This is a genomic window from Streptomyces sp. NPDC051664 (genome assembly GCF_044453545.1).
Lineage (GTDB): Bacteria > Actinomycetota > Actinomycetes > Streptomycetales > Streptomycetaceae > Streptomyces.
Genome location: NZ_JBITCU010000025.1, coordinates 60,101 through 82,156, shown reverse-complemented (window position 1 = coordinate 82,156; position 22,056 = coordinate 60,101). Strand labels below are relative to the sequence as shown.

Sequence of the window (22,056 nt, the reverse complement as noted above, 5' to 3'; positions counted from 1 at the left end):
CTGCCCGCGTTGCTTCCTCGAGGGGCATTCGGTGACGCGACAGCCCCGGTACGCGTGGGCGTACCGGGGCTGTCAGCAGCACATCGTGACAATGTGCTGCTCGGTGTCACGTTCCGCTTATCCCTCGGTCGACTGCCCCGCGGACTGCGTCTTCCGCTTACGGAGGAGGAAGACCGCGCCGCCGCCGATGACGACGAGTGCGATGGCGATGCCCGCGATGATCGGCGTGGCGTTGGAGCTGCCGGTCTCGGCGAGGTCGCCACCGGTCCCGGCCGAGCTGCCGCCGGCCGTGGCCGGGGCGGGCTGGTCGGCGGTCTGGGTGTCGAGGCCGCCGGTACCGCTGCCGGTGGTCTTGCAGTCCAGGACGCCCTTGAACGTCTTGGTGAACCCGCCGGGACCGGTGATCGTGAAGTCGTACGCCTGGTCCTCGGCGACCGGGACGGTCACCGTCTCCGACTGTCCGGCCTCGACGGTGTGCTCGGCACCGGCCAGCTCGAAGGTGAACGCCTCGTCGCCCTCGTTGCTCGCGGTGACGTCCACGCCGCCCTTGGCGCAGTTCTTCTTCGCCGTGATCGCGGGGATTGCGCCCTTCTTGGCCCAGGTCGCGGTGGCGGTCGCGGAGACCGTGGACTCGCTGGAGCCGGCCAGGATCTGGGTCTGGCTCTTGGTCACCCCGGCGAAGGCCCGGCCGACCGGCACCGAGGTGGTGGCCTGCACGGTCAGCGAGGCGGTGCCGTCGGCGGCACCCGCCGGGACGTCGAAGTAGAGCTCGGCGCCGTTGACGGCGGCCGTGACGGGCTTGCCGCTCTTGTCGGTGACCTTGACGCCGCTGGCGGAGTCGGCGGGCGGAGTCACCGAGACCTGGCCTGCGTCGGTGTGGACGGTGACCGGCCCGAGCCGCTCACCGGACAGGCCGGAGACCGCCGCCGGGTCCAGGGCGAGGGACGCCTTGGGCTCGGCGACGTCCTCGGCGTGCTCTCCCAGCCAGTCGGCGAGCTTCTCGGCCTGCTGGTCGGAGGCGTCGACATCGGCGTTGTCCGAGTAGCGCCAGATGGCGACCTGGGTGCCCGCCGCCGCGGTCTGCTCGGTCAGCGGCCCGGTGCCGGCCTGTTCGGCGAGCGCCGCGAGGTCGTCGATCTGCGGGTAGGAGTGCTGCAGGATCCAGCGGATCCTGCCCGCGTTCTTGTTGGCGCCGAGCGACGTCTGGTTCCAGGGGGTCTCCAGGTACTTCGCCTGGTCCTGGGTGGGGTTGTGAATGTCGATGCAGTACGTCTTGAGCTTGCCGCCGCCGTCGACGGTCATCTCGAAGAGCCCGGCGGCCAGCTCCTGCTCCTTGCCGTCCGTGTGGAGCACGGCCCGGTCATAGGTCTTCAACCCGTCCAGGACGGCGGTCGCGCCGCCCTGGTGCTGGGGCGCCTCGTCGGCGGCCGCGCTGCCTGCACCGACGAGAGCGGCGGCTATGACGAGCCCGGATGCCACCGCCGATGCGGCCAACCGGGATATGCCCGGTCTCCGTGGGGGATTCGTCCCCGCAGTGGATGCTGAAGCGGTCGCTGAAGAAGCAGAAAACACGGATGTCCCCTCCGGGCGGGATCCTCGCGCTTGGTGCGCGTGTGGGGTTTCTCCCGCCAGCCGACTCAAGTGCCCTGTGAGTACTGGGAGATCCTAAGGAAGCGGCGATGCGTATTCCCCCGTCATACCGTCACACAACCATTCCGACTCGGAATCGTTATCGCCGATAACTACCGTGCACACAGGCCCGGTCACAGCGCAGACGCCAGCTCCGGGATCTGTTCCTGACGTACCGTCGGTCCACGCCGCGCGCCCCGCTCGCCCTGCACCCTCCGCTCCCCCTGCGCCCGCTTCGCGGACCGCGCAACGGGCTCCCCCCGCTCGACCGGCCCCCCGAACCCGTCGGTCTCCCCCTCTCCCCCTTCCCCCGCCGGACCGCCCCGCCTTCCCGGTCCGGCCGTCAGCGTCGGATCACCCCGCACCACCCGCCGGAACGCCGCCGTCCCCCGTGTCAGATCGTGTCCGACCGCCAGCGCCTCGATGTCCACGAACGTCCGGCGCTGCCCGTCCCGTTCCTCCTCGCGCACCTTCAACCGACCGTGCACGACCAGTGGTTCTCCCACAGCGACCGAACCCGCGAGATTCGAGGCCAGCGTGCGCCACGCCCACACGGTGTAGAAGCTGGTGTGCCCGTCCGTCCAGAACTGCTTCTCCCGGTCCCAGCGGCGGGCCGTCACAGCGAAGCGGAATCGCGCCATTCCGCCGGTCGCGGTCTCCCGGAACTCCACCCCGGTCGCCGCGTTGCCCACCAGTGTCACCACGGTCTCGTTCATGCCTCCGCCTCCCCTTCGTCACCCGTGACCGCTGCCGCGCGGTCACTGATCTCATGCTGAAGGGGAGGCGGGGATCCTGCTGGAGGCTGTGGACTACCGGCCGTTTGTGGAAAACTCCGTCACCGCCACGAACCGCTCCCGAACCTCGCGGTACCGCACCAGTTCGGCCGCCACCGGATCGAGTACCCGCGCCCGGCCGCAGGCCGCCGCCGCCTCGCGCAGCCGCCGCTCGGCCTCCTGCCCGTACCGACGTGCGGGCCCACGCGCGGCGGCCGCACACGACCACTCGACCAGCGGCCCGCCGACGATGCCGGCCATCATCACCGATGCGGCGGTGAGCAGCCCCGGTTCGACCACGCCGGCGATCTGGCCGATCAGCCAAAGACCACCGAAGATCTGCAGCAGCGTCATGGAGACCTGTGCCAGTACGGCGGCGGGCCACCACGCGGGCCGCGGCGGCCTGCCGGCCACCCGCCCGCTGTGTGCCCCACCGGATCCACCGGCCATCGCGGCAGCGACCGCAGCCCCGCCGTCGGCGTCGACGGGCGCCGCGCCGGGCCCCGCATCCTCGCCCGCACGCTCACCCTCCCCCACGTCCCTGCCCTGGCCCTCCGCCGCCGTGCCGCTCTTCTGCGCCAGTTCGTCCAGCGCCTCCGGCAACCCCTCCGCCCCGTTCATCGCGGCCTCGCGGACCGCCTGCGCCCAGGGGCCGGGCAGCCCGTCGGCGGCGGCGTCCGCCACCGTGCGGACCGCCTGCTCGACGCGTTGCCGGGCGGTCAGCTGCTCCTCCGGCGGCGCGGGCAGCGCTGCTGCCCAGTCCATGGTTCCCGGCTGCCTGGTGGACTCGTACCAGCGCCACAGCCGCAGCCAGGGCGTCCCGCAGGCCCGCCCCGCGTTCCTGCGCCACTCACGCTCGGCGGCCTGACCTGCCGCGGCCGCGCCGACGGCCTCGGCCAGCCGGTCGGCGAACTCCTCACGGGCACGCTCCCCGAGCCCCGGCCGCCCCTCGGCGACGTACGCCGGCCGCAGTCTGGCGGCGACGGCGTCCACATCGGCGGAGAGCCGGTGCGCCGCGGCCGTGCGCTCCTGGACGAACCGGCCGAGCAGCTCACGCAGTTCGCCCACCCCGTCGCCGGTGAGAGCCGACAGGGACAACACGGTGGCGCCCGGTTCGCCGTGCTCGCCGAGCGCCATGCCGTCCTCGTCGAGCAGCCGGCGCAGGTCGTCGAGAACCTGGTCGGCGGCGTCGCCGGGCAGCCGGTCCACCTGGTTGAGAACGACGAACGTGACCTCCGCGTGCCCGGCCAGCGGCCGCAGATAGCGCTCGTGCAGAGCCGCGTCCGCGTACTTCTCCGGATCCACGACCCAGATCACCGCGTCGACCAGCGTAAGCACCCGGTCCACCTGCTCGCGGTGCCCGGTCGCCGCCGAGTCGTGGTCGGGCAGATCGACGAGAACGAGCCCCTGAAGCGCCTCGTCCGCTTCCGTGCCGCCCTGGTACGGCCTGCGCCTGAGCCGCCCGGGAATGGCGAGCCGGTCCAGCAGCCCGGCGGCGCCGTCGGTCCAGGAGCAGGCGATGGGCGCGGCGGTGGTCGGCCGTCGCAGCCCGGTGTCGGAGATCTGCGTGCCCGCGAGGGAATTGAAGAGGGTCGACTTGCCGCTGCCCGACGCACCGGCAATGGCGACGACGGTGTGCCGGGAGGAGAGCCGCTGCCGGGCGGCAGCCTCGTCGAGTACGCGCCCCGCCTCGGCGAGGGTGGCTTGGTCGAGCCGGGCCCTGGACAGCCCGACGAGCTCACGCAGCGCGTCGAGCCGCGGCCCGAGCGGGCTGCCGGACGGTACGTACGCCTCGACCTGGGGCCGTACGTCGTCGGAGGCGGCCTCACGGCCGGGATCGGGATCGGAATTCCCGGAGGGTTCCTTGGAGGCGGCAGCGGCACGCCGGGCAATGAGCCCGTCGTCCCAGCGCCCGGCGGGCTCGGGGACGTTGCGGATCGCGACTTCCGCAGTCCGGCCCTGCCCGGGCTCGCGGTCCACGTCCCGGTCCGGGTCCGGGCCCGGGTCCCGCACCCGGCCCTGCTCCTGGCTGTGGTCCTGGTCAGTGACGACAGTCAACGCTGCCACCTCTCCTTCTGCAGTACGGACAGCGCGGCAATCAGTTCTGCCTGCGGCTCCGGGGTCACATCGAGCGCGTCGAGCGGCGCGAGCCGCCGGTCACGCTCGCCGTTCAGCACCCGGTCGAGATAGGTGGTCAGCAGCGCGCCGCCCTTGTCGCGCAGTCGCAGGGCCCCCTGGACGCCGATGCGTTCGGCGAGCTGCTCCCCGGCGCTGCGGGCACGGCGTCCGCCGAGCAGCGCGGCGGCCAGCAGTGCGGCAACCGTCTCGGCGTCGGGTGCGGCGTTGCGTTCCAGGTGGCGCACCTCTTCCTCGGCCAGTTCCTCCAGCACCCGCCGCCACCGTCGTACGGCCATGGCGATCCGGCCCCGGATGTCGTCGGCCGGCCCCCACCCCCCGGCCTGACGGACGGCGGCCTCGGACCCGAGGACACCGGCTGCCGGCTCGTGGTGCCAGGTCGTGCGGATCTGCTCGTCGGCTGCGGCGACGGCGCACTGCAGGAGTGCGGCCAGGCTCTCCACCAGTGCGTCGAGAAGTTCCTCGGAGGAGCTGTAGAGCGGGTATCCGCGCCACCGGGTGCGGGCGTCCCCGGCGAGCACACCACCGTTCTGCAGCCGCCGCTGCACCCGGGCGCCCTCCTTCCGGTACGCGTCCTCGACCACGCCGGTGAGCCGCACGGCCGCGGCGTACTGCGCGGCGACGGCCCCGGCCAGCTCCGGCATGCGTACGTCCAGCGAGTCGATGACCCCGGTCGCGGTACGCCCCACGGCCTGCTGGCGGGCCGCCGGATCGTGCACGCGGTGGCCGAGCCAGGAGCGCAGCGGTGCGACCGCGGTGGTGGGCAGCAGCCCACTGCCGCCGCCCGCCGACTCGGGCAGTTCCGGGATGGTGAAGCGGGGCACTTCGCCGAGACCCGCCCTGGTGAGCAGCGCTCCGTACTGCCGCGACACTTCGGCGATCACCTGGTGCGGAACCCGGTCGAGCACGATGACGAGGGAGGCGTCGTACTCCTTTGCCGTACGTAGCATCTGCCACGGCACCGCGTCGGCGTACCGGGAAGCGGTGGTGACCATGACCCAGATGTCGGCGGCGCAGACGAGTTCGGCTGCCAGCACCCGGTTCCGTACGACGAGCGAGTCGATGTCCGGGGCGTCGAGCAGCGCGAGTCCGCGCGGCAGACTCGCGGCGGTCTCGATCCGCAGCGCGGTCCCGTCCTCCTGCTCGCCGTCGCCGAGCCCGTCGCGGTCGTCGCGGAGGCCGGGATCCGCGGACTCCTCCGGGGGCAGCCAGATCCGGGTCAGTTGCGGCAGTACGCGTACCCCGGCGAACCAGTGATGATCATCCGGATGGCAGACAAGGACAGGGGTCCGGGTGGTCGGCCGCAGCACCCCGGCCTCGCTGACCCGTCGCCCCACGAGCGAGTTGACGAGCGTCGACTTCCCGGCCCCGGTGGATCCACCGACGACCGCGAGCAGCGGCGCTTCAGGATCCTTGAGCCGGGGAAGCAGGTAGTCGTCGAGCTGTGCGAGCAGCTCAACCCTGGTCTGACGGGCACGTGCCGCCCCAGGAAGTGGGAGTGGCAGACGCACGGCAGCGACACGGTCGCGCAGGGCGGAAAGTGCGTCGATGAGCTGAGGCCGTACGTCCATGGTTACCACATGCGAAGAATGCCCAATTTTGGCGCCATTTTGAAGCGTATAGCCGCCTCTGCGCGCCGGTTACGCCGTCGGGACAGAGGGGACGAGTGGGGCGCAGGCATAACGAGTGCACAACACCCGGGGCGCCAGGCGTCAAAAGCAGTGCAAGATCCGCACCCACCTGCGATTATCGGTTCGCTTCACCGAACCTCCACATCGTGCCACGCAGGTGAAGCAACCGGGTCCAGGCGATCGGAGCCCTATCCTTGTCCCGGCAAGGTCACGGACCGGCCCGGTCCCAGGGCTCCAGGCCGCCGAGGCCACCACCCGGCCCCCGTAGCTCAGTGGATAGAGCAGGCGCCTTCTAAGCGCTTGGCCGCAGGTTCGAGTCCTGCCGGGGGCACACTGTCCGCACCAAGCCAGGCCCTCCCTCGGGAGGGCCTTTTTGGCAGGTCACCGCACCGTAGCGAGGGCCGCGTAGCGAACGCATAAGAGCCGGACCGACCCCAGGTCACGGCGGGGAGGGTCCGGCGCTGTCCGGCTGTCACCGGGTTTCTGCGGGTGGCTCTGTCGAATACGTGTCGAAGTTTTCCCGGTGGGCTCAGCCCTCTGCCATCAGGTCGGGGAGGTCACCGCTCGACTCGATGCGCCTCTGGTGATCCTTGAGCTGTCCGGAGATGGACCGGGCGTACGTGGCTAGCAGCACCGGCACACTGTTACCCGCCCATTCGGCCACCTGCGCCGGCGGGACCCCGTTGTTGAGCCATGTCGTCAGGCAGGTGTGTCGCAGGTCGTAGACCCGCTTGCCGAGCGGCGAGGCGAACTCCTCCGGCGCGAGGACTTCCTTGCGCGCGGTCCGCCAGGCCCGCCGGAAGACCGACCCGGAGAGCAGACCACCGTTCTCCCCCGGGAAGAGCAGATCACCAGGCTTGAGTTTCTCCGTCGCAATGTGTTCACGAAGGATCTTTGTGAGTGCCGGTCGACACGGCACGACGCGGGTGTCGTCCGTGGCCCTTCCCTTCAGCCCGCGCTTTTCGTGGACCTCCCCGGTGTCGGTCCACTGCTTGCCGACCTCCGGCTGAGCCGTATGGAAGAGCAGCTCGCCCCACTGGTCGTCGTCGTGCTCTCCCGGCAACCGCGCGTCCAGGACCCGCATGGCGACGACTTCTTCGGGCCGTGGACCGGTGTAGTAGATGGTGGCGAAGAACGCGTGCAGCCGCCGGCCACCACGAGAACGACGCCATATCCACCCGAGCAGACCCGCGGCATGGGTCGGGTTGATGAGGGACCGCTTGTCCACTGCGGACGAGGTCTTGGGGGTGGTCCCCCGCCCCTTCGGCAGAGGGTTGGAGCGGAGTACGCGGTTCTTCACCGCGTACTCCATGGCGACGTTCAGAATCCTGCGGTGTCGCTTCGACGAGGAGGCTGCAGCGGCTGTGCCATCCAGTCTGGAGTCCAAGGCATGCAGCACCTCTTCCACCTGTTGCGGATCCTCCCAGGCCGCCATCGTCAACGTGTTGCGCTCCACCCACCTCAGGATTGCCGTCACCTCCTGCGGAGCCTCATTCCGACGCCGGGTATTGAAGGCAAACTCCCGCAAGGCGGTCCGGACATCGATCGCCGCGAACCGGCTCGGTAACGGTGCGCGCAACAGTGCGATCGTCGTCGTCATGAGCGCCTTGGCCACGTTCTTACGGTTGTTGCCGGACGTCCGTCGCCATTGAGCGTCTGTGAACTGAATCGCGAAGTCGTACCAGCTGACGGCGCCGGCACCGGACTGGTGGGAGATGGGACGGCCAGTAGTCAGGCTGAAGGCCTCGCCACGGCGGGCCGCAGACACCAGCTCGGAGCGGAAGGAGTCCGCCAGGGCCGAGGTCCCGAAGGGCTCTCGGAACGCTTTGCCCGCCACCATCCAGCGCACGGTGTAAGAGGTCTTACGGCTCCCTCTATAGGTGAGGATCTTGTAGATCCTGACGTCATAACTGGTCTCCATCAGGCACCGTCCTCGCGGTCGTCGAGCCAGTTGTCCAGATCGCCCCGACGGACCCGCAAGTCACCGTTTGGGAGCTTGATACAGCGCGGCGCACGGTGCTTCTGTCGCCAGTCGTAGAAGGTCGAGCGCGAGATCTGAAGTTCCTCGCAGACTTCAGCGAGGGTCAGCATTCCTCGCGTGCGAAGGGTCGCCGTCACCTCACATCCCCTCCTCTGTCAGCAGTGCTTCGCGGGCGGTCTCTCGGTTGAGTTGCAGGTCTCTGGCGATCGAGGCGGCGAGCACGGACTCGCCGGGACTGTGGCCCTGTCCGGCGTACTGCCAGTCGGCGAGGACGAGGACGGTCGGGTCTTGGTCCGGGTCGGGCAGGCCGAGTTCTTCGCGTTGCTGGGCGGCGCGGTAGTCGGCGCGGATCTGGCGGAGTGCGCCGAGGGTGGTGGAGTAGCGGCGGGACTTGGAGGAGAAGTGGCCGCGGAAGCCGAGCATGTGAGCCCAGGCCCTCAGCCGCCGGTCGGGGTAGAGCGGATCGAGGTCGAAGCAGGCTTCGATGAGGCGGCGCGGGTGGTCGGGCACGTCGAGGAGGACTAGGGCCTCGCGGTTGCCGACGCGGCGGTCGACGGTGCCTGTCGTCTCGGCGGCCTTGGTCGCGTACTTGGCGACGTAGGAGGCGACGGCCTGTTCGGTGATGTCGGTACCGGCATCGAAGGCGCGGATGGGGCGGATGTCGAGCTGGGTGCCCCAGCGGAGCGGACGGGCGGGTTGGCCGGCGGCAGCCGGGACGGTGATGGTCGTGTACGAGTGCCCAGCGGCCGCGCGGATGGAGTCGCTGAGCAGCTGCACGGAGGCCCACGAGGGCGGCGGGCTGTCGGCCCCGTCCGGACCGTCGAGGCGTACGACGGCATGGAAGTGGACGGCCCCGCGCTTCTGGAACTCGGCGACCTTGCCGTACGAAACCCGTGCCGTTTCTTTGAGTTCGCGTTGGGTGAGGCCGGCGCGGGCGGCCATCTCGCGGCGGAGGCGGTTGGTGAAGCGCTGCCACAGGTTCCCGGCGTGGTTGTTGAAGAGGACCGCGCCCGCGTAGTCGTACGAGTCGGGATCGAGCGGGGTGCCGAGGGCATCGTCGTCGGGGCCGTGTGCGGTGCCGCAGCGGCAGCGGCCGGAGTCGGGACGGTTGTGGACCGGGCCGAAGGACGGGGCGGTGAGCGTGGCGAAGACGCGGGGATGGTCGCGGACGGTGGCGGGGACGTCCTTGTCCTGGTCGCCCGCGAGTCCGGCACGGATCAGGTGGTAGGTGTCGGCGGAGTAGGTCCAGGCGCAGGTCGGGCAACGGGAGGCGCGACGGTTGCCGCAGGCGACGCGGAGCCGTCCGCCGGGCTCGGTGCTGGTGGAGTAGCGGTGCAGGGTCTCGCCGGTGGTCTTGTCCTTGGTGAGGGTCCAGCCGGACAGGTGGATGGGGTTGGAGCAGCCACCGGTGCGGCGTATCTGGTCTTGCCAGCGGTCGAAGCCGGTGGACCCGGCCACCCGCAGCAGATCGCCGAGGGTGGCCGGGTCCAGGCCCGCGAGGATCGAGTCCGTCACGCGTGCTCCCGCTGGGCGACCGGGGCCGGAGCCGCGGTGCGGGTCGAGCCGGTGCCCCGGCAGCGGCGGCAGGTGACCAGGAGGGTGGCGCGGGTGCCGTCTTCGAGGAGCGTCCCGGTGTCGATGGCGACGGCAGGGAAGCCGTCGCAGTCCGGGCAGATGCGCATCGGGGCAGGGCTGTGCTGGGTCATGATGGTGGTCCTTTCGATTGCGGTTGGAAGGGGCCGGACCGTCCGGGCGGCGGCGATGCTTGGCGGCTTGTGCGCCGTCCGGAGGCCGGTCAGTGCTGGATCAGCGGGAGTGCGGACGGGTGCCGCGTCGACCGGCCTTTCCTTTGTCCGTGTACATCGCGGAGTCGGCGGTGGCGAGCGCGTCGGAGAGACTGCGGACCGGCAGGTCTTTTACGTGGCAGGAGCCGACGGATACGGAGACCGGGAGTCGACGTCCGGCGTAGGCCACGGGCTGGCGCAGGGCGCGGTGGAGGCTGTCGAGGTCGTCCGGGGCCTGGCGGGCGATGGCGACGAACTCGTCTCCCCCGAGGCGACCGGCGATGCCGTGACGGCCGCACCAAGTGGCGAGGCGTTCGGCGGTGACGGCCAGGGCGACGTCCCCGGCGGCGTGGCCCTGGGTGTCGTTGAGGTTCTTGAAGTCGTCGAGGTCGAGCAGGAGGACGACGGCGTCCCGGTGCCGGCGGATGATGCGTTCGGCGAGGGCGGTCCATCCGGCGCGGGTGCGCAGGCCGGTGAGCGGGTCCCGGCGGGCGGTGGCGAGCCGGTGGGTGAGCAGGGCGGTGTGCGAGGCCCAGCCGATGAGCGGTAACGCGAGGGCGAGCGCTTGGGTGTCCACGGTTCTCCTTCGATGCGGTTGGAAGGGTTGCGTGGGCCGTCCGGGCGGCGGCGATGCTTGGCGGCTTGTGGCACCGCCCGGAGGCCGGTCAGCGGTGCTGGCCTTCGGAGGCGATGAGCGAGCGGATGACCAGGGCGCAGATGGCGACGGATGCGCCGGTGATGGCGACCGCGAGGAGCATCGAGACCAGGACCGCGCCGACGACCAGGACGACGGCCGCCCCACCACCCACGAGTGCGATAACGGCGCCGGGCGTGAACTGCACGGTGGGCCTGGCCGCAGCGGTCGGCGCGACCAGAGGCATGGAGCTCTGCGGGGCGTGCTCCTGCTGGACCATGGCGGTCGGCTCGACGACGGTCGGCGGGGTTATGCGGCCGGTGGGCTGGGGCATGGTGGGGACCTTGGGCTTGAGCATGGTGGATCTCCTTTCGAGGGTGGTTACTTGATGGCGGTGTCGATGGCGGGGGCGAGCAGGCTGTCGGCGAGGAGGTAGCCGCCGAGCAGGAGGACCGCGACGAGCCAGAGGGGCGGACGGATGAGCTTGACGCCGAGCCAGCCGACGATGATCAGGGCGAACCAGAGCGGGACATCCATGGGGCCGCTCTCCTATCGGGCGGTGCAGCGGTGGGTGCGGGCGGCGAGCTGGGCGGCGCTCTGGCTGGAGTAGTCGGCGGACCAGCCGCAGCGGTCAGCGCTGCAGACGGCGGCGTGTTTGGTGTGGCCGTGGCGGTCGCGGTGTGTGCCGATCTGCACTGGACCGATCCGCATCACGGAGTGGAAGTGGTCACGAGCGGGCATGGCGGCGGTTCTCCTTTCTCTTCAGGCGAGTTGGGCGGCGATGGTCTCGGCGAGCTGCGGTGGGACGCCGAGTCGGGCGCGCAGGGTGTCGGTGTCGATCCGGGCTCCGGTGCGGGCGTGGTGGTCGTCGGCGAGCTTGCGGGCGTGGTCGACCAGCGCGGCCGGGACCGGCGTACCGGCCGGGACGGCGGGGGCGGGGGCGAGTGCCGGGGTGTCCTCGGCAGCCGCGGCAATGGGCTCGGGCTCCGGTCGCGGATCGGGGGCGACTTCCTGCTCGACTTCTGGAGTGGGCTCCGGCGCAGCGGGTGCCGGCGCAACTGGCTCCGGCGTCTGGACGGAGTGCGAGTGGGCAAGGAGGGTGCCACCGAGGAAGGCGAGGGCGGGCCATCCCGCGATGCCGAACCGCAGCCAGGCCGGCGGGTGGGCAAGGTCGAGGAATCCGGCGGTAGCGACGTTGGCCCCGAGCGAGGCGAATAAGGCGATCAGGAACCAGCACCAGGCCAGCCGGGACGGGCCCTCACTGCGCAGGCGTCGCCAGGCAGCAACCAGGAGCAGGTCCACCGAGATGGGGTAGGCCCACGCCTTCCAGCCGTCCTGCCCAGCGGCGGCAGCAAGGTCGTGCAGGTGGGCGAAGGACAGGGCACCGGCGATGACGGCCTGGACCAGGACGGCATCGATCCGAAGTCGCGAGGCCATGGCGGTCACCGCACCACGGGGCGGCCATTGGCCACCGCTATGGCCTGCAGGACCAGGGCGAGGTTGGTTGTGTCGAGGCCGCTGACGGCGTCGCCGAGCGGGATGCGGGCGGCGGTGTCGGCCAGGGACGCGGCGATGAACAGGATGCGCAGCTCCCCGCTGGAGGCGGGCAGGTCCTTGGCGTCCAGGGCCTCGACGACCTTGGGCCAGTCGATGCCGTAAGCCTCAGGTGCGGGGCCGGAGTAGTCGATGAGGAGCAGGCCGGCCCGCTCGGCGAGCCGCTTGATCCACAGGCCGTGGTCGTTGAGAAGGCCAATCGCGGCGCGCAGGGCGGGAGAGCCGTCCGTCGTGGCCCACAGAGTGTGGGCCAGCTCGGCGGCGTCGATGGTGACGGGGCCGCCGTCGGTGTCGGACCAGGGGCAGTCTCGCTCGTCGTGGTCGACGCCGGTTTCGGTGCCGTCGGTGTCGCCACAGTGCTCGCAGAACACGGGCGTTCCTTCCTGTCGTGAGGCATGGAGCGGGTAGGGACTTGGCGCGATGCGGTCGCGCCAACCGGGGTGTGGGACGGAGTCAGGCGGTGGCGGGGGCGGTGTTGGCAAGCGGCTCGGAGGCCGGGGCCAGGGAGCCGACGACTGGCCGGAAGGCTGCAAGGACGGGCAGGTCCGGGGTGCGGTCGGCGTACCGGTTGCAGATGTTCACGGCCTGGCGCAGCGAGGTGTGTGGGGCGCGGATGCGGGCCCAGCCGCCGGAGGAGTCGCCGGTGACGGCGATGCCGGGAGTCTCGGTAGGGATCTGGATGGCGGCCAGGACGGCGTCCGGGGCGATGTCGCCGAAGGCCATGTTGGCGGAGGATTCGTCGTTGACGCGGTGTGCGGTGCGGCCGGTGAGCTGGGCGCGGAGCATGGTGATGCCCTTGCCGAGTTCGGAGCCGAAGCGCTGTCCGCAGATCTCCAGGTAGATCCCGGCAGCACGGCCGAGTTGGGCGAGCCGGACCAGAGCGGTGATGATCCGGTCGCGGCGCTTCTCCTCGTCCTTGGACGCGAAGAGGGCAAGTTCGGCGACCTCGTCCACCAGGACCACGACCGGGACTGGTCGCAGGTGGTCGGGCAGGTCCCAGATGTCAGCGGCGATCTCCGCGTCCGGCACGTTCACCGTGATCCGCTGCTCAGCCCGGATCAGTTGATAGACGTCCTCCATATGCGTCACGAGAGCGTCGAGCAGGTCAAGGGCCGTGTCGGGGTTGTCGGCGAGTGCGGAGAAGCGGCGGGCCAGCGGGAAGAGCTCGACGCCCTGCTTGCAGTCGATACCGACCAGCGCGACGTTCATGGGCGCGAGGCCGGCCACCAGGTTGCGCTGATAGACAGACTTGCCCGACTCGGTGGCACCGAGGGTGAGCCCGTGCGGAACGCTGCGGTAGTCGCGGTAGTGGACTGCCCCGTCCTCGCGCAGGGCGACGGGGACCCGCATCGGTGCAGGGTCGGTCTTGGCAGGCATCTGCACCCGCTTGAGCACGTCGTAGCCGGTCATCCGCACTTCGACCACACCGGAACGCAGTTCGCGGGAGGCCACGCCGTACATACCGAAGGAGTGACGCAGCCGGTCTGTGGCGGCGGAGACGTCGAAGGCGTCCTGTCCGGGGCGGAGCTTGAGGCGGAGCACGAGGCCGGTGCGTGTGGGGCAGATGCGCAGGATGCGCGGGGCGCGGGACTCCGGCGCGGGCCTGTTGGCGATCCGGGCGAGGGTCAGGCGCCAGCGGGAGGGCGGGACAGTCAGTCCGCACGCGTCCATCACGGAGACGTAGCGGACCGACACCCGCAGAGCGGCTAAGGCCGCGCCGAAGGCCAGCCAGTACCAGGCGGGGCGCCGCCACCGCAGGATCACTGCGGCAGCGACAACCAGCACCAGGACGACCGTGAAACCGGTCATGATCAGGCCGCCTTCGGATTCGACGCAGCGGCGGCGAGTGAGGTGACCGCGACCGCGCGGAACGCGATCCCGTGCCGCTTCTGCCCGTTGAACTCGTTCTCCCACGCCGAGGCGACAAGGCCCGTCAGCGCAACCGGTGTTCCCATCGCCAGGTCCTCGGAGACGCCCGGCTGGGGAACGGTGAGCTTGAGGATCTCCACCTCGTCCGGCGTGGAGAACATGACCTCCACCGTCATCAGGGTCACGCCGTCCTTGTCGAGCGCGATCTCACCGGTACGGCGGTCCTTGACCTTCGGCTGGGGGGCCTTGGCGACCATCACGGTCGCGTTGGTGGTGTCGACGGGAATCTGACGCACAGCAGATCACTCCTCTGTAGGTGCCGAACTCTGTCACTCATGTATATGAGTGACATGAAGAAGAGTGCAGCACTCCTGTACATGAGTCAACCCGCCGCGAAGAGGAAATCGCAGCGGGTTGAGGGGAGTTGAGTGGGCGTCAGTCGGTGGCGGGGATCCTGTAGCTGAAGACGAACTGGTCAGCGGCCATGAGGGTGTCGCAGACCTCGACCACACGCCCCTCTTCGGTCACGGCGTCTCGGATGAGGTGAACGACCGGGGCGCCGGGGCTCAGCGCGAGTTCGGAGGACTCCGCCTTCGAGGCCGGCCGCGCCTGGAGGGTCTCGACGAACTCCGCGAAGACATGGCCGTCGTCTTCAAGTCGGGCGTAGATCCCACCAGGGCCGGGGTTCTCGGAGAACAGTTCCGGGATGTCCTTCACGACGTCCCACGGCAGGTACGACGTAGCGGTCTCGACCGGAGTGCCGTTGCGGAAGTAGAGGCGGCGGCGGGCCAGCACCTTGGCTCCGGGATCCACACCGAGGCGTTCCGCGATGTCGTCGGGTGCGTCGGCCGGGCCGATGAACAGCACGCTCACCTTGGCGGTCGCGCCGGCCTGCTCCGACTCTGCGAGGTACGCGGCCTTGCCACCCTTGCGATGCGAGCGCCGGAACCGGTCAGAAGACCGATGACGCACCGGGGGCCGGGCCTTCACCAAAGACCCCTTGCCGTGCCGGGTCTCTACCAGGCCGCTCGCACGGACCTCCACCATGGCCTTGCGGATCGTGCCGCCGGACACTCCGTAGCGGTCGACCAACTCGGACTCACTCGGCACCATGTCGCCAGGCTTCAGGACGCCCGACCGGATCTGCTGAACGATCTCGTCGGCGATCTGAACGTACCGAGGTACGGCCCTGCCACCTCCTACCGCGGTTCCCATAGACCTACCCACTCTCCTATGCTCCTGTACATGAGTAACAGCGCCCAGGAAGCCCCGTCAACGCCGAAGCACAGTGTGTCCGTGGCAGGGGCTGTCGTGCGCGAGGACGGTCGACTCCTGGCGATCCGCCGCGCGGACAACGGCACATGGGAGCTGCCGGGCGGAGTGCTGGAGCTGGACGAGTCCCCGGAGCAGGGGGTCAGCCGCGAGGTCTGGGAAGAGACTGGCATTCATGTCGAGGTCGACCAGCTCACGGGCGTCTACAAGAACACGGCCAGGGGCATCGTCGCCATGGTCTTCCGGTGCAAGCCTTCCGGGGGCGCCGAGCGCACGTCAGCCGAATCCACCGCGGTCGACTGGCTCACCCCGGAGCAGATCACCGAGCGCATGTCCGAGGTCTACGCAATCCGCCTGCTCGATGCCCTGGACGGGGCCGGCCCTCACGTCAGGAGCCACGATGGCCACCGCTTGCTAGAGGCATCAGCATGACCAGCAGTGCAGAACTCCCCAAGCCCAGACCCCTGCATGAGCTCTTCAACGTGCACGACTTCCTCGACGACGTGCGCCTACGGCCAAGCATGTACGTGCGAGGCCGTTCCGTCTTGCACCTCCAGTCGATCCTGTTCGGGTACATGGTCGCCTGTGAGATCCACGGAGCTCCGGCGATGACAGACTTCGATCACCGCGGGCCGTTCAGCGAGTGGCTGTGGCCTCGACTCGACATGCAGTACTCAAGCCCGCTCGGCTGGGCTGTTGAGATCGAGCGGGCAGCTGAACGAGCAGACGTCGCGCCCCTGGACATGTTCTTCGACCTCTTGGACGAGTTCCGCATGACGCGGCACGAGGGGGCCCAGCAGGCCACGCGGTAAGAGTTTCTCTACTTCATCAAGGCTCCTCGCTCCGCTCGTCGCGCGCTCCCCGGCTCACCGCCGGGGCCCTGCGCTCCTGTCTCCGCCCCGCTCTGGGCCCCGGCTACGCCGGTCGCGCAACTAGAGCGAGAGAACCTGGACGAAGGGAAACAGAAGGCACAAGACATGCCTCCGGCGGGGGCGCTCAAACTCCGGGATGGACGAGGCGCCGTTCGCGAGTGCCGGCCAGATCGTGGTGAGCGTTGTGGGCTCCCATCCCGACCACCTTCGACCCAGGCAGAGCCGAGCAGTCGCGGCCCAGGGCGTCAAGGTCGTTCGTACAGTGGCGCGCTCCACCTTGACGCCCTGAACCACGCCCGCTCCACGACGTGTGGGCCGAAGGCGGACGGGATGGGAGCTGGGGATGTGGTGGGTTTGGGTCGCTTGATGCGCTCTGGACTGAGTATCAGCGCGCCGTGCCTTTGTGAGACTTGCGGTTGCGGGTAACGGCGGTGTCTACGTCGTGGAGGGCATCGTCGCTGACGGGCTCGGCGAATCCAAGGAGGTGTTCAAGCAGTCTCCTGCTGAGTCCGCCGTTGTCGAGCTGCTCTGTCTCGACGTAGGTGACATTGTCTTTGGTAAACACCCCGGTCACCCGGAGGTCGTAGTCGTGCTGCGGGGCGTCCGGGAAGCGCACGGCCCAGATGGAGCCGATCCGTGGATGTGCGGTCATGCTGCCCAGTCTGTCAACTGCTTCTCCATGGTGAGGGCGTGGTCGCGAAGCTCATCGACAAGGCTGGATAAGGCGCTCCACCGACAGCAGCTCTGTCAAGCAGGTCGGTGATGCCTGACATCAGCAGCTGACACCAACAGAGGCGGACAGTGCCGGACCAGGCTGAATCTCAGCGAGCCAAGAACAAAGTCGTCTCAGGGTGAATCGCTGGTGCCAGACTCTCTGTGATCGACCTGATAAAGATGAGGCCACACGTTCAAGTCCTGCGCTCCTCGCCAATGGGCCGCGCCTGAAGTGGACGCGCATCTGGTGGAGGACGCAAGCGCCTGTCAGGATCAAGCCGTGAATGAGCCTTCGATTACCGCGAGATTGAACAGGGCCCTCGACTGGGCAGGGCTGCCTCTGTCCGCCCTCATTCTTGCGGATGGCATCAGGGACTACCGCGACGGAGGGTCCGTGGGCTGGCCAATCGGCGGAGCGGCGCTTGTTCTGGTCAGCCTTTGGGTGACCTACCGCGGGATGCGTCGCCGGCGCTGACCGATCCGGCTTGAGCTACGGATCAGAAGTTCCCCGTGCCACAACCGCGCCAGATTGGGCGGAGACTCACGGGGAACAGCAGCTGCTGGCGGAGACCACAGCCAGCAGACGCCGAAGTCGGCATCCCGCAGGTCAGACCCCAACTCGCCCCACCACGCTCCTAAAGCGGTGCTCACGACGAGTCTCACCAAAGCGCCACCGCCCTCCCGGGCGGTCCTGGGGCCGTGGAAGGGCGCTCGGCGATGGCCAACGTCGACAACTCAGCAGCAGGTCAGGGCGTTGATCGATAAGGCGGCCACAGGTCACGGCCGCCGATGGTCAGTCGTGGCTGATCAGACGGGGATCCAGTCAGGCCACTGTGGCGGGACGTCACTCACGGGGCAGAGGCCAGAGTCGCCGGGATAGCCGTACAGCGTCCCTTGGGTCGCGAAGAACCACCCTGCCGGCCACACCGTCGCAACGACCACCAGTAGCGTCGGCAGTGAAACGCGGACCGCCGTTGGAGCGTGAAGCACCAGGCGTCGAGAGCGTGTGCCCATCAGCTTGGTGTGAACGCACAATCTCGCCTGTTGAGGGATAGCTGCGAGCGGCTCATCGCGTCGTGATGGTTGCCAAGAAGGGAGGGCCGATGGAGGCCTCGAGTCACGACGAGTTCCGGGAATTCGTAGCGATGCGTTCCACCGCGTTGCTGCGGCTCGCGGTGCTGCTCACCGGCGGGGACCGGCATGCGGCGGAGGATCTGCTGCAGATTGCGCTGATGAAGGCCTACGGGCGCTGGGCGCACATCGAGCAGCCCGAGGCGTATATCCGCCAGGTCATGTACCGCCAGCAGGTCAACCTCTGGCGGCTGCGCAGGCACCGCGCCGAGACGACGGTGCCTGTACTGCCTGAGTCCGGCAGGGATGCCGACGCGGACTCCGACCTGCGGATCGCGCTGTTGGCGGCGCTCGGTCAGCTGACGAAGCGGCAGCGAGCCGTGGTCGTGCTGCGCTACTTCGAGGACCTGCCAGAGGCCGAGGTCGCGGCGCTGCTGAGGTGCCCGGTCGGCACGGTGCGCAGTACGGCGCACCGGTCGCTCGCCAAGCTCCGGGCGCTCGTACCAGAGCTCGGGCCCGAAGGGCCTGCGGTACAGGTACAGCCGCTCAGCTATTCGCCGAAGGGGATCCAGGCATGACGACGGAGCAGGTAGAGGAGAAGGTCCGGGAGACGCTGCATGCGATCACGCTGGACGAGGTGCGGGCGCCCGGAGACCTAGTGGAGAAGGTGCTGCGGCGGCGCAGTCAGCGCCGTTTCTCGCAGGCCGCGGGGGCGGCGATGGCCGTTGCCGCGATCACCGTGGGGGCGGTGTTGGGCTTGGGGGGCGGCGGTGCGGCCGAGCAGGACCGGTCTGTGCGGCAGGCGGCGTCGCCGGAGGGCTGGAAGCCGTGGCAGAGCGGCGCCCCGGGCGCCAGCGAGCGGGGCTGCCTGGTGGACGGTTCCGCGCTGTACTGCAGCGGGTCCAAGTACGACGCCGCAAAGTTCGACGCCAACACCGGCCAGCAGCTGTGGGCTGTCAAGGTCAATCGCGAAGGCGACAACGGGATTCCATTCGCCGTACGCGATGGCGTGGTCTACGCCTACCGCAATCACACCGCGGAGAACCAGCCGAACGGGGACTACATGGGCGGTACCGATCTGATGGCGGTGGACGCCGATACCGGCGATGTGCTGTGGACGGTCGAGTTGCCGCAGGACGACCGCACTGACCAGGCCGCCATGCTCATCGACGGCGCGGTGCTGGCGAACACCCCGTCGCTTCGCACCGTGTCGGCTCTCGATCCACTGACCGGTAAGAAGAAGTGGGCCCTCACCTGGGACAAGGGCGTCGTGTGTCAAAGGGCGGTGCTGAGCGGTGTGCCCTATCTCCTGTGTATGCGGGACGCCGAGGAGTCGGACCACACCGACGTCCTCCGTCTCGATCCAGCCACCGGAAGGGCCAAGAACGTCACGACCATCCCCGGCGTGCAGCAGCTCATCGGGACCTCTGGGGACCGGATGGTTCTGATCGGAGGGAAGGATGCGGCCGGCAAGGACACGCAGCTGACTACCATCAGCAGCTCCGGGGAGCAGACCTCACACTCCTATCGGACCGAAGGGGAGCTGGCCAACCGGGAGATCGTCGGGGATCGTTTGATCTCCGTGTCCCGGCAGGGCAAGGTCTCGGCCTACTCGCTGACCACGGGAAAGACCCTGTGGACCAGCCCAGCGGGCGTCAAGATGCCCGTTAAGGACACGATGATGCGCACCGCGTCTTCGGTGGTGTCGGCGAGGCAGGGAGTCGTGTACTTCTTCAGTCCGACCGGAGATCTGTCCGGCCTCGATCTGCGCACAGGTGAGCAGGTCTGGCGCGGTCACGTCGACCCCGGGAAGTCGGGGCAGCGGGGGCCCAGCATCGGGCACTCGCCCCAACTCCTGTGCTACGAGGACGTGCTGGTCGTCCGGAACGGCAGCGAGATCGTCTCCCTCCTGCCGCGGATCGGCCACTGACCCGACGGGCCCCAGGCCGGGGCGGCACCCCCGCCCCGGCCGATGGCCCCTGCAAGGGAGACGAGGCAGGGCCGTTGCCAGTCGACTGCGCCAAGCATTCCGCTGTCGTTGGCAGGCCGACCGCTACCAAGGCCGCCCTGCCGGAAACCCCCAAGTGCACCGATACTCCCAACCATGGACATCCGCCTAAAGACCTTCGTTGCCGAGGCATCGACGAGGATGAACTTCCTGCGTGACGAGCTCGGTTGCATTGGTCCCGAGGCTCACCGTCCCAGCGACAGCTACCCGCTGTTGATCAGCGTCCAATATCGTCGCCGCGATCTGGCCGTGGAAGTCTTCCTGCTACTCGCCTACGCCGGTGAGGAGTACGTAGCCACAAGGCTGTCACTCGGCGGCGGATCAAATCCCCGGGAACAGGAAGTCGGCTCACACACTGCGCACACGGCCTACGCGATGCGCCGGGCGCTCGATCGCCAAGCCGAGGCGTTACGTGATGCCCTTCGCGATGTGTAGCGGCGTGCCCGCTACGAGCCCGACCCAGCAGGCAGCCGCGGTGAATGGACAGACTGCAAAATCGCGGTCCAGGGAAGTTCTCGATCTACGGGCCCCTCGCGGGGTTCGTACAGCGGCCAGACATCAGGTCCATAGACCAGCTTCACGTTTGCCTTCCGCAGAGTCGCGATGTGACGCTCCCACGCCGGGTGCCGGACATGCGCGGCGTTGACCCGAGGGAACACCACCACGGACACGCCGGTCGTGCCGAGCGCCTCGCTCACCTGCGTCAGGGCTTGGTTGTCGGCGATGCCCGTCGCGAGCTTGGCGATGTAGTTCGCACTCGCGGGGGCGACGACGTAGCAGTCGGCGACCGGATGGGGGCGGGGCTCAGTTGGCAGACGAGGTGTGTCCCGCACCGGAAAGCCGGTCAGTGCCTCTAGCCGGTCCAGCTCGCCGTTCGAGCTCAGCCATCGGCCGGCATTCGGCGTCAGAGTCACGGCCACCTGCCAGCCGAGGGCGATGGCTGGCTCGACCAGTCCGGTGCGCAGCGTCTCGATTCCATCGGCTGCCGTACCCACGACTGCCAGCACTCCGCGACTGCCTATGCTCACCGTTCCACCGCCCCGTATCGGTCAGTCCTCAGGGCCAGCAGTACAGCAGAGAAGTACAGCAACCACACCGACTACCAACGACCGTGGCTGATCCCTACAGCGCGTGTGGCCGGGCCGACAGACCTTAGTGACCGCCGTGCCGATAGCTCGAATCGAGGGGGGCAGCCAGGCGGCGGTCGGCCGTATCGCGCGTCCCTGCGTGGTGCCGCGCGTGCCAGATCCGTGCCAGATCGAGCGGTCAGTCACGGTCAATCGGGGTGCGAGGCGGTGCAGAGACCCACTGACAGGCTGGGCGCTGTTGTACGGCTGCTGACCAGCCAAGATCGTCCTGTGATCGGCGCCACCCTTACAAAGCAGTGGTCTCGCCCCCCTGGGGGCGTAAGCGGCGTCGAGCGAACCGGCATGATTTGCAGCATGGTCTTCGAACGCAGTAGCGCGCCGTCCGCAAGCACCCAGGTCACAACCACGACCGATGGTGTCGCGCAAGTCTTCACCTGGAACGAGGAGGCCCGTATCGAAGTACGGAACCTTGGTGGCGAAGTCGTCATCGAGGCAAGCGCCGCAGGGCTCAGAACGCTGGCTGGCCATCTACTCACGCTTGCCCAGGACGGTGTTCCGGACGGGAGCCACCTGCACCTGGAGGACGGCAACGGCCTGGAGAGCGGGTCCGTCGGCTTGGTCTTGGAACGCAGCGACGACAAGTGACGTGCGCGGGGGCAGGCATCCGCATCCTCGGGAACCAGGGGAAACGCCAGTCGTCGATCCTGTCGAATACATGTCGAAGCGCAACCAACTAGCCACGGCAGCAACGGCATTCCCGCAGGTCATGGGAGTACAGGATCACCTGCACCAAGGCGCCTTCTAAGCGCTTGGCCGCAGGTTCGAGTCCTGCCGGGGGCACACAGTCCGCACCAAGCCAGGCCCTCCCTCGGGAGGGCCTTTTTGGCAGGCCACAGCACCGTAGCGAGGGCCGCGTAGCGAACGCATAAGCGCCGGACCGACTCCAGGTCACAGTGGGGAAGGTCCGGCGCTGTCCGGCGGTCCCTGGGTTTCTGCGGGTGGCTCTGTCGATACGTGTCGAAGTTTTCCTGGAGGGCTCA

The 22,056-nt window shown here is 69.1% G+C and carries 25 protein-coding genes and 1 tRNA gene; 7 read left to right on the top strand and 19 right to left on the bottom strand.

The window, feature by feature from the left end; genetic code table 11:
• Positions 1-117: 117 nt before the first annotated feature.
• The 4 genes from ACIA8E_RS31860 to ACIA8E_RS31845 all read right to left on the bottom strand — a co-directional run bounded on the left by ACIA8E_RS31860 (position 118) and on the right by ACIA8E_RS31845 (position 6,109).
• Positions 118-1,572, bottom strand: coding sequence for an LAETG motif-containing sortase-dependent surface protein (locus ACIA8E_RS31860; protein WP_399303251.1), 1,455 nt, complete (start codon positions 1,570-1,572; stop codon positions 118-120).
• A gap of 191 nt (positions 1,573-1,763) precedes the next feature.
• The gene (locus ACIA8E_RS31855) at positions 1,764-2,345 is read right to left on the bottom strand and encodes a single-stranded DNA-binding protein (protein ID WP_399303249.1); all 582 of its coding nucleotides are present in this window, start codon (positions 2,343-2,345) and stop codon (positions 1,764-1,766) included.
• Between the two features lie 93 nt (positions 2,346-2,438).
• The gene (locus ACIA8E_RS31850) at positions 2,439-4,460 is read right to left on the bottom strand and encodes a GTPase (protein ID WP_399303247.1); all 2,022 of its coding nucleotides are present in this window, start codon (positions 4,458-4,460) and stop codon (positions 2,439-2,441) included.
• A complete protein-coding gene (locus ACIA8E_RS31845) occupies positions 4,457-6,109 on the bottom strand; it encodes a dynamin family protein (RefSeq protein WP_399303245.1) in 1,653 nt (550 codons plus the stop codon). The genes ACIA8E_RS31850 and ACIA8E_RS31845 overlap by 4 nt, the downstream gene beginning before the upstream one ends.
• Before the next feature lie 318 nt (positions 6,110-6,427).
• Here ACIA8E_RS31845 and ACIA8E_RS31840 point away from each other — a divergent pair.
• Positions 6,428-6,500, top strand: a tRNA-Arg gene (locus tag ACIA8E_RS31840).
• Between the two features lie 198 nt (positions 6,501-6,698).
• Here ACIA8E_RS31840 and ACIA8E_RS31835 read toward each other — a convergent pair.
• The 13 genes from ACIA8E_RS31835 to ACIA8E_RS31775 form a co-directional block, all read right to left on the bottom strand.
• Positions 6,699-8,090, bottom strand: a complete 1,392-nt coding sequence (locus tag ACIA8E_RS31835; RefSeq protein WP_399303243.1) for a tyrosine-type recombinase/integrase — start codon at positions 8,088-8,090, stop codon at positions 6,699-6,701.
• A complete protein-coding gene (locus ACIA8E_RS31830) occupies positions 8,090-8,287 on the bottom strand; it encodes a helix-turn-helix domain-containing protein (protein ID WP_352262272.1) in 198 nt (65 codons plus the stop codon). Before ACIA8E_RS31830 ends, ACIA8E_RS31835 begins: the two co-directional genes overlap by 1 nt.
• A 1-nt stretch (position 8,288) precedes the next feature.
• Positions 8,289-9,665 carry a replication initiator protein RepSA gene (gene repSA / locus ACIA8E_RS31825; RefSeq protein WP_399303241.1) on the bottom strand — a complete coding sequence of 459 codons (1,377 nt, stop codon included), beginning with the start codon at positions 9,663-9,665 and terminating at the stop codon, positions 8,289-8,291.
• A complete protein-coding gene (locus ACIA8E_RS31820; protein ID WP_399303239.1) occupies positions 9,662-9,856 on the bottom strand; it encodes a hypothetical protein in 195 nt (64 codons plus the stop codon). Before ACIA8E_RS31820 ends, repSA begins: the two co-directional genes overlap by 4 nt.
• 100 nt (positions 9,857-9,956) lie before the next feature.
• On the bottom strand, positions 9,957-10,511 hold the full coding sequence (locus ACIA8E_RS31815) for a GGDEF domain-containing protein (protein WP_399303237.1): 555 nt from the start codon (positions 10,509-10,511) through the stop codon (positions 9,957-9,959).
• Between the two features lie 88 nt (positions 10,512-10,599).
• Entirely contained in the window at positions 10,600-10,926 is a 327-nt protein-coding gene (locus ACIA8E_RS31810; RefSeq protein ID WP_399303235.1) for a SpdD-like protein, read from the bottom strand.
• Positions 10,927-10,949: 23 nt separating this feature from the next.
• A complete protein-coding gene (locus tag ACIA8E_RS31805) occupies positions 10,950-11,105 on the bottom strand; it encodes a hypothetical protein (protein ID WP_326630590.1) in 156 nt (51 codons plus the stop codon).
• 12 nt (positions 11,106-11,117) lie between these two features.
• Entirely contained in the window at positions 11,118-11,309 is a 192-nt protein-coding gene (locus ACIA8E_RS31800) for a mobile element transfer protein (protein WP_030876212.1), read from the bottom strand.
• Positions 11,310-11,330: 21 nt separating this feature from the next.
• Positions 11,331-12,005 (bottom strand): DUF2637 domain-containing protein, encoded by a 675-nt coding sequence (locus tag ACIA8E_RS31795; protein WP_399303232.1) that lies wholly within the window; start codon positions 12,003-12,005, stop codon positions 11,331-11,333.
• A 5-nt stretch (positions 12,006-12,010) separates the two neighbouring features.
• The gene (locus tag ACIA8E_RS31790) at positions 12,011-12,493 is read right to left on the bottom strand and encodes a hypothetical protein (protein ID WP_399303230.1); all 483 of its coding nucleotides are present in this window, start codon (positions 12,491-12,493) and stop codon (positions 12,011-12,013) included.
• An 82-nt stretch (positions 12,494-12,575) separates the two neighbouring features.
• Complete coding sequence (locus tag ACIA8E_RS31785) at positions 12,576-13,931, bottom strand: FtsK/SpoIIIE domain-containing protein (RefSeq protein ID WP_399303228.1); 1,356 nt, start codon at positions 13,929-13,931, stop codon at positions 12,576-12,578.
• Positions 13,932-13,933: 2 nt separating this feature from the next.
• Positions 13,934-14,287 carry a hypothetical protein gene (locus tag ACIA8E_RS31780; protein WP_399303226.1) on the bottom strand — a complete coding sequence of 118 codons (354 nt, stop codon included), beginning with the start codon at positions 14,285-14,287 and terminating at the stop codon, positions 13,934-13,936.
• 139 nt (positions 14,288-14,426) lie between these two features.
• Positions 14,427-15,206 carry a GntR family transcriptional regulator gene (locus ACIA8E_RS31775; protein ID WP_326630600.1) on the bottom strand — a complete coding sequence of 260 codons (780 nt, stop codon included), beginning with the start codon at positions 15,204-15,206 and terminating at the stop codon, positions 14,427-14,429.
• A gap of 18 nt (positions 15,207-15,224) precedes the next feature.
• Between ACIA8E_RS31775 and ACIA8E_RS31770 the strand changes: the two genes are divergently transcribed.
• Both ACIA8E_RS31770 and ACIA8E_RS31765 read left to right on the top strand, forming a co-directional pair.
• Positions 15,225-15,695, top strand: a complete 471-nt coding sequence (locus ACIA8E_RS31770) for an NUDIX hydrolase (protein ID WP_399303224.1) — start codon at positions 15,225-15,227, stop codon at positions 15,693-15,695.
• Positions 15,692-16,075 (top strand): hypothetical protein, encoded by a 384-nt coding sequence (locus ACIA8E_RS31765; protein WP_385646796.1) that lies wholly within the window; start codon positions 15,692-15,694, stop codon positions 16,073-16,075. The genes ACIA8E_RS31770 and ACIA8E_RS31765 overlap by 4 nt, the downstream gene beginning before the upstream one ends.
• A 445-nt stretch (positions 16,076-16,520) precedes the next feature.
• On the opposite strand, the gene ACIA8E_RS31760 is transcribed toward ACIA8E_RS31765, so the two are convergent.
• On the bottom strand, positions 16,521-16,787 hold the full coding sequence (locus ACIA8E_RS31760; RefSeq protein WP_385643917.1) for a hypothetical protein: 267 nt from the start codon (positions 16,785-16,787) through the stop codon (positions 16,521-16,523).
• 1,165 nt (positions 16,788-17,952) lie between these two features.
• On the opposite strand from ACIA8E_RS31760, the gene ACIA8E_RS31755 reads away from it, so the two are divergent.
• The 3 genes from ACIA8E_RS31755 (at position 17,953) to ACIA8E_RS31745 (ending at position 20,363) form a co-directional block, all read left to right on the top strand.
• Complete coding sequence (locus tag ACIA8E_RS31755; RefSeq protein WP_326626137.1) at positions 17,953-18,498, top strand: SigE family RNA polymerase sigma factor; 546 nt, start codon at positions 17,953-17,955, stop codon at positions 18,496-18,498.
• A complete protein-coding gene (locus ACIA8E_RS31750) occupies positions 18,495-19,850 on the top strand; it encodes a PQQ-binding-like beta-propeller repeat protein (RefSeq protein WP_326815246.1) in 1,356 nt (451 codons plus the stop codon). The genes ACIA8E_RS31755 and ACIA8E_RS31750 overlap by 4 nt, the downstream gene beginning before the upstream one ends.
• 174 nt (positions 19,851-20,024) lie before the next feature.
• On the top strand, positions 20,025-20,363 hold the full coding sequence (locus ACIA8E_RS31745; protein WP_399303221.1) for a hypothetical protein: 339 nt from the start codon (positions 20,025-20,027) through the stop codon (positions 20,361-20,363).
• An 11-nt stretch (positions 20,364-20,374) separates the two neighbouring features.
• Here the strand turns inward: ACIA8E_RS31745 and ACIA8E_RS31740 are convergent, their stop codons facing one another.
• Positions 20,375-20,923, bottom strand: a complete 549-nt coding sequence (locus ACIA8E_RS31740; RefSeq protein WP_399303219.1) for a flavoprotein — start codon at positions 20,921-20,923, stop codon at positions 20,375-20,377.
• A 447-nt stretch (positions 20,924-21,370) separates the two neighbouring features.
• Between ACIA8E_RS31740 and ACIA8E_RS31735 the strand changes: the two genes are divergently transcribed.
• A complete protein-coding gene (locus tag ACIA8E_RS31735) occupies positions 21,371-21,661 on the top strand; it encodes a hypothetical protein (protein WP_399303217.1) in 291 nt (96 codons plus the stop codon).
• Positions 21,662-22,056 lie beyond the last annotated feature (395 nt).

What these genes read in the sequence shown, in the direction of transcription:
- ACIA8E_RS31795 (WP_399303232.1), bottom strand. Translation starts at nt 12,005, where the DNA reads ATGGCCTCGCGACTTCGGATCGATGCCGTCCTGGTCCAGGCCGTCATC.
- ACIA8E_RS31750 (WP_326815246.1), top strand. Translation starts at nt 18,495, where the DNA reads ATGACGACGGAGCAGGTAGAGGAGAAGGTCCGGGAGACGCTGCATGCG.
- ACIA8E_RS31820 (WP_399303239.1), bottom strand. Translation starts at nt 9,856, where the DNA reads ATGACCCAGCACAGCCCTGCCCCGATGCGCATCTGCCCGGACTGCGAC.
- ACIA8E_RS31760 (WP_385643917.1), bottom strand. Translation starts at nt 16,787, where the DNA reads ATGACCGCACATCCACGGATCGGCTCCATCTGGGCCGTGCGCTTCCCG.
- ACIA8E_RS31775 (WP_326630600.1), bottom strand. Translation starts at nt 15,206, where the DNA reads ATGGGAACCGCGGTAGGAGGTGGCAGGGCCGTACCTCGGTACGTTCAG.
- ACIA8E_RS31770 (WP_399303224.1), top strand. Translation starts at nt 15,225, where the DNA reads ATGCTCCTGTACATGAGTAACAGCGCCCAGGAAGCCCCGTCAACGCCG.
- ACIA8E_RS31855 (WP_399303249.1), bottom strand. Translation starts at nt 2,345, where the DNA reads ATGAACGAGACCGTGGTGACACTGGTGGGCAACGCGGCGACCGGGGTG.
- ACIA8E_RS31810 (WP_399303235.1), bottom strand. Translation starts at nt 10,926, where the DNA reads ATGCTCAAGCCCAAGGTCCCCACCATGCCCCAGCCCACCGGCCGCATA.
- ACIA8E_RS31755 (WP_326626137.1), top strand. Translation starts at nt 17,953, where the DNA reads ATGGAGGCCTCGAGTCACGACGAGTTCCGGGAATTCGTAGCGATGCGT.
- ACIA8E_RS31805 (WP_326630590.1), bottom strand. Translation starts at nt 11,105, where the DNA reads ATGGATGTCCCGCTCTGGTTCGCCCTGATCATCGTCGGCTGGCTCGGC.
- ACIA8E_RS31745 (WP_399303221.1), top strand. Translation starts at nt 20,025, where the DNA reads ATGGACATCCGCCTAAAGACCTTCGTTGCCGAGGCATCGACGAGGATG.
- ACIA8E_RS31765 (WP_385646796.1), top strand. Translation starts at nt 15,692, where the DNA reads ATGACCAGCAGTGCAGAACTCCCCAAGCCCAGACCCCTGCATGAGCTC.
- ACIA8E_RS31735 (WP_399303217.1), top strand. Translation starts at nt 21,371, where the DNA reads ATGGTCTTCGAACGCAGTAGCGCGCCGTCCGCAAGCACCCAGGTCACA.
- ACIA8E_RS31835 (WP_399303243.1), bottom strand. Translation starts at nt 8,090, where the DNA reads ATGGAGACCAGTTATGACGTCAGGATCTACAAGATCCTCACCTATAGA.
- ACIA8E_RS31845 (WP_399303245.1), bottom strand. Translation starts at nt 6,109, where the DNA reads ATGGACGTACGGCCTCAGCTCATCGACGCACTTTCCGCCCTGCGCGAC.
- ACIA8E_RS31800 (WP_030876212.1), bottom strand. Translation starts at nt 11,309, where the DNA reads ATGCCCGCTCGTGACCACTTCCACTCCGTGATGCGGATCGGTCCAGTG.
- ACIA8E_RS31785 (WP_399303228.1), bottom strand. Translation starts at nt 13,931, where the DNA reads ATGACCGGTTTCACGGTCGTCCTGGTGCTGGTTGTCGCTGCCGCAGTG.